Raw genomic sequence first — 15,063 nt, forward strand, 5'->3', positions numbered from 1 at the left:
TTTTTTATGCTAAAAATTTAATATTGGTCACTTGCTCCCGAAGTAGTATCTATCATCGTTGGTCGATGACCTGATTTGGCTTCTGATTCAGCTTCTGTTGTATCTGATTTCGTTGCTTTTTCTACGTTTGCTGTTGGAAGTTGTGTTTCTTGTATTTTCTCTTCTTTTTTACTTTCATGGTTTAAATGTTTAACGGTCGCCGTAGTGGTAGTATCTACGTCTTGTTTTGAGGTGTTTGTGTCATTAAAACCTACGTCGATTACTTTTATAATCTGAGGTTGAGTATCTTGTGTAGGCGTTGACTGCTTTGATTGTTCATTGACATAAATAAATTTTGCTTTAGCCTTTTCACTTGGTTCTGCTTCTCCAGCTGCACTTAATTGCGTTGGACTGGAAGTCGCATCAACCTTCGCTTCGATCGTCTCATTTCTTTGTAATGGTGGATTTTTTGATTCCAAATGCTGACTAGCGCTACTTAACACATCTACTTCAGGGATTTCGGGTTCTGTGTATAGACTTTGTTTCGTTGTGGTTAAGTCTCCCTCGTTCGTTAGAGATTGTCCTGTTTGCTTTAAATATTGTTCAATTATTTGTGCATAATCCATGATAAACTCTTCAATCGAAACGATACTTCCGTCTTCATCTGTTACAGTTTGAAAGGTGTGAACAATATATTGGTCTTTATTTCCCGTAGGCACATGATAATGGGCGACTTCTTTTTCTCCTGACTTTAATTGTTGGATGATTTCTGATACCTCTGAATCATCCATTCCTTTTGAAAAATCACCAAGTTGATAGCTCTGATGAATAATACCTTGTTTACGATGACATGGTTGTTCGACTTGTTTTAAAACATGAACAAAGCGAACAAATTTTTCAATGCATTCTGATAAATATTGAATGGTTTTAGCGTCAACTAGCCGTCCATTTTCACCAAAGGCTTCTTTCGCTTGGCCTAATAAAAATTCATTTCCTGGAAAGACATGGGCTCTTAGACCTGGCGCTTCTAATATTTGTCGCAAATGTAATTGCGACCGAGAAGTGCCGAGTACATCATAACTGGCGCCAACTACCATCACCGGCTTATCTTCAAATGGATGCAGTTTGTATGACAACCATTCTAAAACACTTTTTAAAGCTGGTGGAATCGTATGGTTGTGTTCAGGTGTCGCAATAATAACACCATCTGCTTCTAAAATACGTTGATTTAAGTATTGAACCTCCTCGAGATCAAGATCATCAGCAGAAGCATTAAAGAGTGGCACTTTAGAAATTTCCAAGATTTCTAGAGTAAATAGATGCTGAAAGCGGGCTTTAATTTCCTTTAATAACAAGCGATTGTATGAATGTTCTGCATTTGAACCGACTAGACCGACTAATTTCATTATTTAATTCACCTCTCTTTTCTCCCAATTATAATTCTCTGCTTCTTTTCTATGAACCGATGTTGCTTGAGTGACTTTTTCCATCACATTAATAAACGATAAATACTCATCAAACAACTTCGACAATTTAATTTTATTTTCTGCATTGACTAAGTTTCCTGTTTCATCAAATGCTTTTAATGAATGTCCTAATAAAAATTCAGAACTCGGCATGATACGCGCTTTTAGTTCTGGAGCGTCTAATATTTGACGTAAGTGTTGTTGAGCGCGAGACGATCCCAATACACCATATGAAGCGCCGGTGATCATGACGGGCTTGTCAACAAATGGATAAATCCCATATGAAAGCCAAGCAAGTGCATTATTTAATGCCGCTGGTATCGTATGATCATATTCTGGAGTACTAATAATCACCCCTTGTGCTTGTTCAATCTTAGCCGCTACCTCTATGACTACAGGAGGAAGTTGATCAAATGCTGGTTTATTAAATAATGGAAAAGCATCTATTTCTAATAATTCAATCGTCGCTTTATCTGCAAACGCCTTTTTCATATACTGTAATAACATCCGATTGGTAGAACTTTTTGCATTGGAGCCCACGATGCCAATCAATTTATACACCAAAATCCCTCATTTCTTATAAATAATGTCGTACAACCAGTATTCCAACACCAATTATACGCTTACAACTCATTATAAGTGTATCAATTGCATCACTTTTGGTCAATCTCTATATTAGTCTGTATCAATAGTAAAAAAACAGCCTAGCGAACTAGACTGTTTCAATCTTAATAAGGTTTTGTGTTTATGTTAATTATTTAACGTCTGCCCAATCAGTGATTTCACCTAAGTAAACTTTTTTCAAGTTTTCTAAAGTAATATCTTCGATTTCAGCATCTTTATTAACGATAACTGCGATACCATCTAAAGCAATTACGTCAACATCTAAGTTTTCAGCCTCTTCTTCTTTTAATTCACGTGAAGCCATACCTAAATCAGCTGTACCGTTATTGGCTGCTTCGATACCTGCAGAAGAACCTACTGATTCAACAGAAATGGTTACATCTGGGTTTAATGCTTTATAAGCTTCTCCTAATACTTCAATAACTGGAGAAACTGAAGTAGAACCAACTAAGGTTAATTCACCTTTTAATCCTGAAGCTTCGTATTCAGTAGCTTCATCTTTAGACTTGATGTATCCTTCTTCTTCAACGATTTTTTGTCCTTCTTCAGAATGGATAAAGTTTAAAAAGTCTTCAGCGATTTCAGAAAGTCCATCTTTTTTCCATGCAACGTTAAATGGACGAGCGATTTTGTAATCACCAGCTTTAATGGTTTCAGCTGAAGCTTCTACACCGTCAACTGTTAAAGCTTTAACATCTTCATTTAATGAACCTAAAGAAATATAACCAATAGAGTTAGCGTCGCCCGCTACTGTTTGCATAACACCATTTGTACTGTTTTGGATAACTGCTGAAAGGTCTGTCATATCATCGCCGTTTTCATCTACAACGTCTACTAATTCAACGAAAGCTCCACGAGTTCCTGAACCATCTTCACGAGATACTACGTTAATTAATCCTTCTTGTGCGAATACTGAAGGTAATGCTGCAGATGCAGTTAATAATGCAATTGCTACTTTTGATAAAGCTTTTTTCATAATATTAATATTCTCCTCTTAAATAAAAGTTTTCATCAATACCTTTGTGGTACATGTTAAATATAACATTCAATTATCAATTTATTGTAAATTAATTGTAAATTCAACGTAAACATTTCCAGTGACACTCACCGACTCCAGTAAAAACATTGAATTTTCACCTCCATACAAGCATCCGTGATGGCATTATTTTTATTATTTTCAACAAATAATCCATAAAAATGTTACTTAGAAAAATAAAAAACTCTGACAACTTCAATCAGCAAAGTCATCAGAGAAAAATATTTTTAATTTAATTCAACAATCTCACCTGTGTTCAAGTAAACAATCCGTTCGCAGATATTCGTCACATAATCACCAATACGCTCTAAATTACGCGCAACACCGATATAGCTCACACCAGATGTGATAACATCCGATTGTTCTTCCATATCTTTAATCACGATTTTAAAGAGCTTAGATAATAGCGCATCGACTTCTTCGTCACGCTCTGCTATGGCTTTAGCTCCACGTGAATCTTGTTCCATAAATGCCGTAATCGCATCCGTTAACATCACTTGAACTTTTTCGGCCATTTCCATTAATACTTGATTAATTTGGGGCGCGTCTTTAAAGTTTTCATCTAAACGCATCGTTGCTTTCGCAATCGATACCGCATGATCGGCAATACGTTCAATATCTTGTGAACAGTGTAAAACAGTGAAGATTAAACGCAAGTCTCCTGCTACTGGTTGTTGTAAGGCAATAATACGATAAGCAGCTTTTTCAATATCTGCAGTAGACGCATTAATTCTTAAATCATCACTAAATAATTCATGTGCCAATTCTTTATCGTCATTTTGATAAGCAGTTACCGCTTTATGTAATGATTCATTGGCTGCATTTCCTAAACTTGTCAATTGAACATATAAATCTTTTAACTCTTGCTCGTATACACTTCTCATCTTAATTCCTCCTATTTGGAATAATTATTAGCCGAAACGACCAGAGATATAATCATCTGTACGTTTATCTACTGGGAATCCAAAGATTTGTTCGGTATCTCCAAATTCTATCACTTCTCCATTTAAAAAGAAAGCTGTTTTATCGGAAATACGGGCCGCTTGTTGCATATTATGGGTTACAATCACAACCGTATATTTTTCTTTTAATTCATGAACTAATTCTTCAATCTTATTGGTCGAAATTGGGTCTAAGGCTGAAGTGGGTTCGTCCATCAATAAGACTTCTGGGTTATTCGCAATTGCTCGCGCGATACAAATACGTTGTTGTTGCCCACCAGACAGTGCAGTCGCATTTTGATGTAACTTATCTTTGACGGTATCCCAAATAGCAGCTCCTTTTAACGATTCTTCAACAATTTGATCTAATTGAGCACTATCTTTGATTCCATGCGTGCGTGGTCCATAAGCAATATTATCATAAATACTCTTCGGGAATGGGTTCGGTTGTTGGAAAACCATCCCCACACGTTTACGTAACTCATTGACATTATAGTTTCGATTATAGATGTCTTGACCATCTAAAGTAACCAAACCATCCACTTTAGTTCCAGGAACCAAGTCTTGCATCCGATTTAAGATTTTTAGAAACGTTGATTTACCACAACCTGAAGGTCCAATAAATGCTGTGACTAATTTTTCTTCAATCTCCATATTAATATTATAAAGTGCTTGAAAATCACCATAATAGAAATCTAAATTTTGTATATCAAATTTTACCTTTGCCATCTTATCTTCCCCCTGTTGCTAACTTGTTACCTAATCGAGTGGATAACCAGTTGATGATTAATACTAAAATAATTAAAACCGTCGCCGTTGAGTACGCTTCTTTCACATGGAAACCTTCTTGAGATAAAACGTACATATGTACTGCTAATGTACGACCTGGAGACTTAAGGTTTCTGATCATATTAGATGAAGAACCTAAAGTGTAAAGCAAAGCAGCCGACTCCCCAACTATACGACCCGTCGCCAAGATGAGTCCTGATAAAATCCCTGGCATGGCAACCGGTAATACTACGGTAAAGATAGTTCTAAGCTTACCAGCACCCAATGCTAAACTCCCCATTCGCAAACTATTATGAACAGATAATAAAGCTTCCTCTGTCGATGAAATAATAATAGGTAAAATCATGATTGTTATCGTTAAAATACCAGCGTAATGTGAGAAGCTACCGAACACTCTATTTACAAAAAATAGCATCCCGAACAAACCATAAACAATCGACGGAACTGCTGCTAAAGTATCAGTGGCTAAACGAATAATCGGTAAAATTTTACTTGAACGATCCGCATATTCTACTAAATAGAAACCAGTAAAAACACCGATTGGTGCGGCAATTAATAAAGAAAGTCCCACCACGACTAAAGTTGAAATAATAGCCGGCATCATTGAGACGTTTTTAGTGGTATATTCCCATTCGAATAAACTGAGGTTCATTGATGAAAAACCATTCCAAACAATAAAACCAATAATAAACAATAATATCCCTAAAGTAAACATTGCGGCAGCCCAAACTAACCCTTTAATAAAGTGATGCGATTTCATTAAGCTACCTCCTTATTTTTCTTAATCAACATGAAAATACTATTGATAATAATGATAAATACAAATAATACTGCGGCTGTAGCGATCAAGGCATCACGGTGATCCCCAGACGCATAACCCATTTCTAATACGATATTGGTCGTTAACGTTCGGACACCAGAAGTTAAGCGACGAGGGAGTGCCGGTTGATTACCCGCTACTAAAATGACCGCCATTGTTTCACCAATTGCCCGTCCAATCCCTAAAATTACAGAAGATAAAATACCTGAACGAGCTGCCGGTACGACCACACTCATCACTGAGCGTTCATGGGTAGCCCCTAACCCCATACTAGCTGAATAAAAATCTTTTGGCACAGCTCTAATTGCAGATTCTGATAGTCCAATGATAGTAGGTAATATCATAATTCCCAATAATATCGAAGCGGTGATAATATTCATCCCTGTTCCACCAAACAATTGTCGAGATAAAGGAACCAGTAATTGTAAAGCAAAAAAGCCATAAATAATCGACGGAATGGCCGCCATTAGGTTTATAGCAGGTTTGGCATAGCGATAGAGTTTTTCAGGGCAGAAGTAAGCCATAAAAACCGCTGTTAAGACACCAATTGGCACACCAATAATAATAGCACCAATTGTAACCGCAAATGATCCAACAATCATTGGAAAGATCCCAAATTTAGGTGTTGATGCAGTTGGTCTCCAAACACTACCACTTAAAAAATTCCAAACACCATTCTTTAGTAAGAAAGGAATTGCTCCTTGAAAAATAAAATAAAAAATCAAAATAATCGATACAATCGACAAAGTCGCACAAAATAAAAATACATATTTCATGAATGTCTCTTTAAAATCTCGCATCATAATCTTCCTCCATAATTTCTCTACCTTCAATTTTAACGGTTTTATTCTGAAAGGTTAAGTAAGGTTATTGTAAACCTAGATGCAGTAAAAAGTGTCTAAAATTAAAATAAGATTAGTTTTGTAAATCGAACGTAAATAAATAAGAGAAAGATTATTTTTCTCGTCGTAATATAATCTTTCTCTTCCTTTATAGGGCTTTCTTTTATAGAAAACGTTTCTAAAATCTTTATATTATTTTTTTAATTTTTTCCTTCTAAATTTCTTTTCCCCCAATATTTAGGCAGTCTGACGGTAAAAGTAGAACCTTGACCTACCTTACTTTCAACTGAAATGGTTCCATTCATTGTTTTTACTAAGTGACGAACGATTGATAATCCTAATCCTGTCCCACCCGTTTGACGACTTCTGGCCTTATCTACACGATAAAACCGTTCGAAAATTCGCTCTTGTTCTTCCGGAGGAATCCCTACCCCTTGGTCAATAATCGATAAACGAACCATTCGTGAACTTTCTTCAGTACGAACTATAATCTTTTTATTGTCCTCAGAATAGTTAATCGCATTATCAATTAGATTGGTTACGATATTTTCAATTCGTTGTTCATCTGTTTCAATCATTATCGGACCAGAATTCGGTAGTACCAATTGCATGTTTTTCTGTTCCAAACGCTCAGCAAATAAATGAGACATGCTTTGAATCTTCGCTACTAAATCAAAACTAGTAACATTAATCGCAACTTGTTGCTTTTCAATTCGTGATAACGATAAAATATCTTGAATAATATGCTCCAAACGATGACTCTCGTCCGCAATAATATTAATAAATTTCATCGCAATCGCTGGGTTCTCCATGGCACCATTTTGTAGTGTTTCAGCAAAGCCTTTGATCGCTGTTACCGGCGTTCTTAGTTCATGTGAAGCATTGGCGACAAATTCAGATCGCACTTCTTCTAACCTTCTAATAGCCGTTAAATCATATAATAAAATTAAAATTTCATCATTGATATTTCCTTGGCCATAAGGAACAATATTAACGTCAACAATTTGAGTATGCGGCACCCATAGTTCAACTTCCTCTCGTTGTGCTAAATGATTTTGGCGTACTCGATCAATCATCGATAAAATAGGATAACTTTTAATAACACTTGTATAATGCTCGCCGATATTTCTATCTACAATATCCAACATCGCATTAGCCGCTGGATTGGTTAAAACAATTTTTCCTTCTGAATCAACAACAACAATACCCAAAATGAGATGATTGATTAGAACACTTCGCTGATGAACCGTAGTGGATAAAGCATTTTCTTGTTTAATTAAATTCGAACTCAATTGTTGGAGTGATTGTGTCATTTCTCCCACTATGCCATTGTGAACGCTTTGTATTAAGGGAAATTGCAACTGATAATCCTTATTCAAAAGCTTATGTAACACAACATTTAACTTACGAAGCGGAATAAAATAGTACCTCCAAAAAAGGCTAATCACGATGGCTAACAAGATAATGATAACGACTAATATGACGGATAAAATCTGTAAATTATTGTCTACTAAACTAATCGCTGGCATCACCACTACTACCCAGTTAGCTATACTCGCTTCGGTTAAAGGAATGATGGCTAAATAATGAGATGATCTCAACGATATTTTAGGTTTACTGTTTACTTCATGGACTTGTTCTGAAATCAATTTTTTAATATTTTCATTTAAATTGCTACTATCATATGATAGCTCCGGCAATTGATTGGTTAAAGACTGTTCTCGTTGAAACCATAAAATGGACACATCATACTGTTCCTCAATTGCCTCTAACTTCAATTTAGAAAGAGGCTGGTTTTTTTTCAACTGTAATTGGATAGGTTCTATTACTTGATTCATTCTATCTTGCATGACCATCCGATGAACGGTTGCATCTAGGGCCAATACAGCTAGCACAATAGTAAAGATGGAGACAATAATAATGAATAGAATATTGCGGTTACTTAGAAGTTTAGGATTATTTTGCATAATCAGGTACCTCAAAACGGTAGCCGAACCCTCTGACGGTAATGATATATTCTGGATTTTTATTATTACGCTCTATTTTTTCTCTTAAATTACTAATATGAACATCCACAATTCTAGTCTCTCCTAAGTAATCAAATTGCCAAACTTGTGTTAATAATTGTTCTCGACTCAAAGTTCGACCTTGTCTATCTGTCATATAGACTAATAGTTCATATTCTTTTGGTGTAATTTCGATTTGTTCTCCACGAACCCAGACTTCAAATCGATCAGTTAAAATAGTAAGCTCACCATAAGTTTTTTCGGTATTATTTTCAGGTATAGGTACTGAATTATCAGGTGTCATTCGCACTTCTTCAACTTCCGCTTCTTCAATTTCATCATCAACTCGATAATGACTAACGGATAATCTTCTTAAAATGGCTTTGATTCGAGCTAAGACTTCATTTGGACTAAAGGGTTTCGTCATATAGTCATCAGCTCCTAGCTCTAAACCAATAATTTTATCATATTCATCTGCACGAGCTGTTAACATTAATATTGGAGTTTGAATGCCTTTTTGTCTAGCGCGCCGGCAAACGTCCATCCCACTCATTTGTGGTAACATCACATCTAATACAATAAAATCATAATTTACGGTTTTAATCATTTGATAAGCCGTCTTACCATCTAATGCGACATCTACTTCATAACCGGCATTTTCTAACGTATACTGCAATAATGTTACGATTGAACTCTCATCATCAACAACTAAAATTCGTTTCATTAAGGTAACCTCCAAAATATAGCACTCTTTTACTTTGAAAATATTTTAACGATAATTTCTTCTCTTTTAATGACGCCCAAAGTACGACTGTCGACAGAACTGCGCCGATTATCTCCCAACACAAAATAACTATCGTTGGGAATGATACATTCCATTGGACGACGTAAATAATATCGATTCGCTTCTGTTAAATAGGGTTCATATAATATTCTTTGATTGATTTCTACACCTTTAGGTGATAGGCGTAGGGTTTCATCAGGCAAGCCAATCACACGCTTAATGAACAGTTTCTCTTTTCTTTTAAAAATAACAATATCATACCTTCGAATTTTTCTGATTGGTTTTGATAAAACAATATCCCCTGAGTGAAAAGTAGGAGCCATTGAATTCCCAGATATTTTTACCAGAATCTTCTTAAAAATCAAACTGCTAATACAAAAAATTAAAAGAAAATAGCTCACATTCATGACCACCTTTGCCCTTTCCATTATAATCTATTTTGATGACTTTACGCAAAATTTTCACTATAATCCTTGTTACATGGAGTGATTCTTTCATTTACCTACATTAAAAATCATAAAGGAGCAGCTATATGGACAATCAATTGATTACTGTTAATCAACTATTTAACTTATTAAAAACACATTATCAAGGGAGCATCGAAGATTGGTGGCCACATGAAAGCAAGCACGAAATTGTCATCGGTGCCTTTTTAGTCCAGAATACTACCTGGCATAATGTCGAACTTTCACTCAATCAAATCAGGCAAAATGCCAGCTTTTCTCCAGAAACAATTCGACAACTTTCCAAACAAGAGTTAATAAAACTAATTCATTCAAGTGGTTTTCATGAAAATAAATCCCGAAATATTTTAGAGTTTTTCGAATGGACCAAAACCTTTGAAGACCAATATGACAAGATTAAAGCCCATTATGGTCCTTCTCTACGTAAAGAATTATTAAAAAGGCGTGGTATCGGACCTGAAACGGCAGATGTTTTATTAATGTATGTTTTTAACGAACCCGTCTTTATAGCCGATAATTATGCGCGTCGACTTTTTCAATTACTGAAGGCGCCTGTCCCTTTAACTTATCCCGCCGTAAAACAATTTGCTGAAAACAATGGTGACTTAACCGTTGCTGAATGGGCCGCTTTTCACGGATGGATTATTCAATTTGCCCAACAACATTTACGCCCCAACAAAAAAGTATCCGATCATTTTTTAAACGATTATCAATTAATTGCGAACCACGACAATCATAATTAAGTGTGTAAGACTCATTTTTCACAAGTACGGCAATGATAATGACGTGACGAAGACTAATTCATCACAAAACGAGCAATGAAATTAAGTGATGAAGACTAATTTATCACAAAACCAGCAATGATAATTAAGTGATGAAGACTAATTTATCACAAAACTAGCAATGATAATTAAGTAATGAAGACTAATTTATCACAAAACTAGCAATGATAATTAAGTGATGAAGACTAATTTATCACAAAACCAGCAATGATAATTAAGTGATGAAGACTAATTTATCACAAAACCAGCAATGGTAATTAAGTGATGAAGACTAAGTATCTACCTCAGGCAATGATAGTTTTTGTGAAATTCACCAAATCTTCACATTAAAAGAGTAGCTATCTATTTTTTGTATGTTATAATGATTGGGTATTTTTATTAGAGGTGAAGAAATTGCTTAAAAAATTTTTTGCAACATGCTGTTTATGTCTCTTTGCTTGGTCATTCGGTGTCACGCCTTTGATGGTTGTTCAAGCCAATGATCTGTTAAAAGATGTTGATCAAAATTATTCAATAGAAAACAAGACCGTAGACGATATTCTATACGATACGATTAGCGAATTTGGATACAATAGTGACCAAATCTCTATTGCGTTCTATGACTTTATTGATGATACGCACTATGGTTTAAATAGTGACATTACCATGCTAGGAGCTAGCACGACCAAAGTGGCGACGGCAGCACTCTATACTTCATTAATCAATGAAGGGTATCTGTCTTACGATACACCAATCCCCTTTGTTGAGGCAATGTTTGAAGAAGGCGGCGGCAATATTACCAATAGTCCTATCCAACCAAGTTACGCTCTGCAAGATTTAATCTATGAGATGTTAGTCAATTCAGACAATACCGCTTGGAATTTATTAACGCATTATTACTTTAATAATATTGGTAACCATCAAAACGATATGTTAATGCTTAGCGGTGCAGATATTTACGATCCTGAATTATATCAATTTAATCATGTGAATGCAGATGTCTTAGAAGGTATCTTAATTGCGATTGCCTCTTCTGATTATTATTCTAATGTCGTTGACACGATGTTAACAGCCCAACCTCATTGGTTACTAAAATATTATGTCAATGATAATATGGCTGTGAAATACGGTTACTTAGATGAGTATTTCCATGATACCGGCATTTATTTTGATGATACCGGCGAGCCACTTTACACCTTAGTGGTAATGACGGATGGTATAGGCCTTGAGTATGATGGTATGCAAAATGAATTTTTCGGACTAATCAATTTAAGACTAAATCGTTGGTTTGAAGCTCAACACGAATCAAATTCAATCAGCAAGACACTTTAAACAAAATCAATTTATTGCTTTTTATACATTCACAATGCTAACGACGATTTTAAGGGTATCGAGTATCCTTAAGCGGATTCGGTTTTAAGGGTTCACTGACGAGGTGGTCTATAGCCATTAATTTTTGCTCCGAGTTTGGGCAAAAACTTTTAAATTCTGTTCAAGCATATCAATTTAATTCAAATCGCAGTGGTTGAGTGGCATTTAACTGTTTTATATAAGTGAAATAGACGAGACTGAACAGAAATAATTTGATAGCTTCCTTTTAAAGTAGCATTACTTTTTAGTATTTACTTAATAAGGAGCCGTTCATATTACATTTCGTTCAGTCTCTTTTTTATTAATTCAATCTTCATTCAATCTTCGTCAGTCAAAATTAATTTGTTTATTTGGTGGCTAAATAATAAGGAAACAATCGTTCAAAATGTTGATTCATTGCCTCAATTAAATCATCCGTCGTTTGAAATTCATCAAAAAAACCAATTAAACTTTTAACAAGAACTTTTCTCACTTCACCCGCTTCAACGGCATTTTTTAAAAAAATGCGATTATCCTCAGTACCCGAATAAATAAAAGGTTCACCTTGACTATAAGCTAAATAATACATGGCGTCATCAGCTGGAACTCTCAATACTCGATGTTGTCTCACTAAACTATCTTTAGCTAAAGTCCGCTCAAGTACACTTACCTCCCAAGTTAATCCTAATCGTTGTCCTTCTATATATAAACGCACAGCCATACCAGGATAAGACATCTCATCGTTTTCCCCTCTAAAAAAACAATAAAATAATGGGGTGCCAAATTGCGCTTGATTCATCCAATTACTTACACGTTGCATTTTTAAAAGATTTTGTTGGTCATTGAAAGCCTCTACTATCTTTTTAAATTGGTTCCGTGCCTTTCCCCCGTCTTTTTTAAACTGCAGCATAAATTCTTCTTCATCTAAAGCTTTATGGGGTGCAATATATTTTTGGCCAACATACTGCAGATAATGTTGAATTGCTTGCGCTTCTTGTAACATAATGATCACCTCATTATCTATTTTATCTTTTTGGAACACTCAATACAATTTTTGTAAAATATTTTGCTGATGGCTCCTCATTTTATTTTAATCTGATATAATACATTTATATTAATCGATTGGGGGCCCTTACATCATGATGAAGAAAAAAACTTTAAATGATTTAGCTGAGATTATTAACCTTGAGGCAATCCGTGAATTACCAAAAGCGACTGAACATTTTATTAGTGATATCCATGGTGAATTCGAAGCCTTTGACCACATTAGACGCAATTGCTCCGGTATTATTCGCATTAAAGTACAAACCCTTTTTGAAGATGAACTAGATGAACAAGCCATTAATGAGCTTTGCTTCGCCACTTATTATCCTGAAGATTTTATTTTAGGTAAACAACGATCTTTTGATAAATGGCAATCTTTATTAAAAAATTTAGTCAACCTCACTCGATTTGTGTCCAGTAAATATACCCGTTCAAAAGTAAGAAAGGCTTTACCGAGTGAATATGTTTATATTTTAGAAGAGCTTTTATATCAATACGATGAACACGATAATAAAAATGCTTATTATCATACAATTTTTAAAACCATTATAGAACTGGAGTTGGCTCCGCAATTTGCAACTGAATTGAGTTACCTAATCCAACGATTTGTAGTCGATCATCTCCATGTATTAGGAGATATCTATGACCGTGGTGCTCATCCTGATAAAGTAATGGATGTCCTCATGAGCTTACCATCCGTTGATATTACTTTAGGAAACCACGATATCATCTGGATGGGGGCCTATGCTGGTAATATGACTTGTCTTGCTACAGTTTTAAGAATTGCTTTCCGCTATGGACACACCCAGTTTTTAGAAGAAAGCTATGACATTGACTTAAGCCGATTAAAAAAATTCGCTCTTCGTTATTATCAAGAAAATGCTGCTTTTAAACCTAAACTCGAAACACCTATAGATGCAGCAACAGAAACTGCGATAAATTGTATGCATCAAGCCATGACCATCATGCAATTCAAATTAGAGGGCCAATTAATTGAACGTCGCCCAGAATTTCAGATGAACCACCGCAATTTACTGCCGATGATTGATCCCAATACCCATACAATCAACATTGAAGGTCAAGAATATCACTTAGACAATACTTGCTTTGATTTAATCGATTGGGAACAACCAAATGAATTAACCTTGGGTGAAGAACTTATTTTATTAGATTTACTACATCAGTTCCAAAATTCAGCAAAATTAAAAGAACATATGGAATTTTTATTAGAAAATGGAAAAATGTATTTAACATATAATGATAATCTTCTTTTCCATGGGTGTATTCCCGTTAATGAAAAAGGTCAATATTACCAATTAAACATCGATAATCACCTTTATCAAGGAAAATCATTGATGGACTTCTATGCAACCTCAATCGAAGAAAGCTTTAAGCAATTAGATTCTCATGACGATTGGGCAACAGACACCCTTTGGTACTTATGGTGCGGTCCTAGTTCTACCCTCTTTGGAAAAGATATCATGCGCACCTTTGAACGTTACTTTATCTCAGATAAAACAGTCCATAGCGAAATTAAAAACCCTTATTATGAATGGCGCAAAAATGAGCAATTTTGCTTAAAATTATTAAACGATTTTGGTTTAACGAGCGAAGGCTATATTATAAATGGTCATACCCCAGTTAAAACAATCAAAGGTGAAAATCCTATTAAGGCCAATGGTAAAATGCTTGTCATTGATGGTGGCTTATCAACTGCCTATCAAAAAGTAACCGGCATTGCTGGATATACACTCGTCGATAATTCTAATGAAGTGTATTTAGTTGCGCATCATCCCTTCACTTCAAAACAAAAGGCGATTGAAAAATATCTTGACATTTTTCCGACACAACTAATTGTTAAAAAACGCCATGAGCGTCAATATGTCAAAAATACTGATATAGGCAAAGAACTCGCACGACAATCGCAAGATCTTAAAGCCAAAATATTGTATGAAAACGACAAAGACTAACATTAGAATACCATCTTAAAAATGAGGAAGAATTACAATTTAAGTGACCAATTTAATTTTAGAACTTTCAGAATCAACCAAACTCACTAACCCCAAGTGAGAATATCCGCTTGAAAAATGAATAATGATTCACATTAAGTTAAAATACTGGCTTAAAAATTGATAATGAGGCTGGGCATAAACTTGA

Annotated in this window: 14 protein-coding genes; 3 read left to right on the forward strand and 11 right to left on the reverse strand. The window is 35.1% G+C overall.

Annotated elements, in window-relative coordinates; all coding sequences use genetic code 11:
* Nucleotides 1–17: 17 nt before the first annotated feature.
* The 10 genes from GSA01S_RS05850 to lepB all read right to left on the reverse strand — a co-directional run bounded on the left by GSA01S_RS05850 (nt 18) and on the right by lepB (nt 9,715).
* Nucleotides 18–1,385, reverse strand: coding sequence for an NADPH-dependent FMN reductase (locus GSA01S_RS05850; RefSeq protein ID WP_066125760.1), 1,368 nt, complete (start codon nt 1,383–1,385; stop codon nt 18–20).
* Nucleotides 1,386–1,388: 3 nt separating this feature from the next.
* A complete protein-coding gene (locus tag GSA01S_RS05855; protein WP_373276904.1) occupies nt 1,389–1,952 on the reverse strand; it encodes an NADPH-dependent FMN reductase in 564 nt (187 codons plus the stop codon).
* A gap of 247 nt (nt 1,953–2,199) precedes the next feature.
* A complete protein-coding gene (locus GSA01S_RS05860) occupies nt 2,200–3,045 on the reverse strand; it encodes a substrate-binding domain-containing protein (protein ID WP_066125763.1) in 846 nt (281 codons plus the stop codon).
* A 287-nt stretch (nt 3,046–3,332) separates the two neighbouring features.
* A complete protein-coding gene (gene phoU, locus GSA01S_RS05865; protein WP_066125765.1) occupies nt 3,333–3,989 on the reverse strand; it encodes a phosphate signaling complex protein PhoU in 657 nt (218 codons plus the stop codon).
* A 27-nt stretch (nt 3,990–4,016) separates the two neighbouring features.
* Nucleotides 4,017–4,775: a phosphate ABC transporter ATP-binding protein PstB gene (gene pstB, locus GSA01S_RS05870; protein WP_066125767.1), complete on the reverse strand. Its 759-nt coding sequence runs from the start codon at nt 4,773–4,775 to the stop codon at nt 4,017–4,019.
* 1 nt (nt 4,776) lies between these two features.
* Nucleotides 4,777–5,595, reverse strand: coding sequence for a phosphate ABC transporter permease PstA (gene pstA, locus GSA01S_RS05875; protein ID WP_066125769.1), 819 nt, complete (start codon nt 5,593–5,595; stop codon nt 4,777–4,779).
* Complete coding sequence (gene pstC / locus GSA01S_RS05880) at nt 5,595–6,458, reverse strand: phosphate ABC transporter permease subunit PstC (RefSeq protein ID WP_066125770.1); 864 nt, start codon at nt 6,456–6,458, stop codon at nt 5,595–5,597. Before pstC ends, pstA begins: the two co-directional genes overlap by 1 nt.
* Before the next feature lie 239 nt (nt 6,459–6,697).
* Nucleotides 6,698–8,464 (reverse strand): two-component system histidine kinase PnpS, encoded by a 1,767-nt coding sequence (gene pnpS, locus GSA01S_RS05885; protein ID WP_066125772.1) that lies wholly within the window; start codon nt 8,462–8,464, stop codon nt 6,698–6,700.
* Complete coding sequence (locus GSA01S_RS05890; protein ID WP_066125775.1) at nt 8,454–9,227, reverse strand: response regulator transcription factor; 774 nt, start codon at nt 9,225–9,227, stop codon at nt 8,454–8,456. Before GSA01S_RS05890 ends, pnpS begins: the two co-directional genes overlap by 11 nt.
* A gap of 29 nt (nt 9,228–9,256) precedes the next feature.
* Nucleotides 9,257–9,715, reverse strand: coding sequence for a signal peptidase I (lepB, locus tag GSA01S_RS05895; protein WP_083513225.1), 459 nt, complete (start codon nt 9,713–9,715; stop codon nt 9,257–9,259).
* 104 nt (nt 9,716–9,819) lie between these two features.
* Here lepB and GSA01S_RS05900 point away from each other — a divergent pair, with 104 nt between their 5' ends.
* Complete coding sequence (locus GSA01S_RS05900; protein ID WP_066125779.1) at nt 9,820–10,494, forward strand: endonuclease III domain-containing protein; 675 nt, start codon at nt 9,820–9,822, stop codon at nt 10,492–10,494.
* A gap of 432 nt (nt 10,495–10,926) precedes the next feature.
* Nucleotides 10,927–11,844, forward strand: coding sequence for a serine hydrolase (locus GSA01S_RS05905; RefSeq protein WP_157064780.1), 918 nt, complete (start codon nt 10,927–10,929; stop codon nt 11,842–11,844).
* 385 nt (nt 11,845–12,229) lie between these two features.
* Here the strand turns inward: GSA01S_RS05905 and GSA01S_RS05910 are convergent, their stop codons facing one another.
* Nucleotides 12,230–12,865: a hypothetical protein gene (locus tag GSA01S_RS05910; RefSeq protein WP_066125783.1), complete on the reverse strand. Its 636-nt coding sequence runs from the start codon at nt 12,863–12,865 to the stop codon at nt 12,230–12,232.
* Nucleotides 12,866–13,001: 136 nt separating this feature from the next.
* Here GSA01S_RS05910 and GSA01S_RS05915 point away from each other — a divergent pair, with 136 nt between their 5' ends.
* On the forward strand, nt 13,002–14,876 hold the full coding sequence (locus tag GSA01S_RS05915) for a fructose-1,6-bisphosphatase (protein ID WP_174519403.1): 1,875 nt from the start codon (nt 13,002–13,004) through the stop codon (nt 14,874–14,876).
* Nucleotides 14,877–15,063 lie beyond the last annotated feature (187 nt).

This window comes from Globicatella sanguinis NBRC 15551 (assembly GCF_001552295.1).
Taxonomy (GTDB): Bacteria; Bacillota; Bacilli; order Lactobacillales; family Aerococcaceae; genus Globicatella; species Globicatella sanguinis.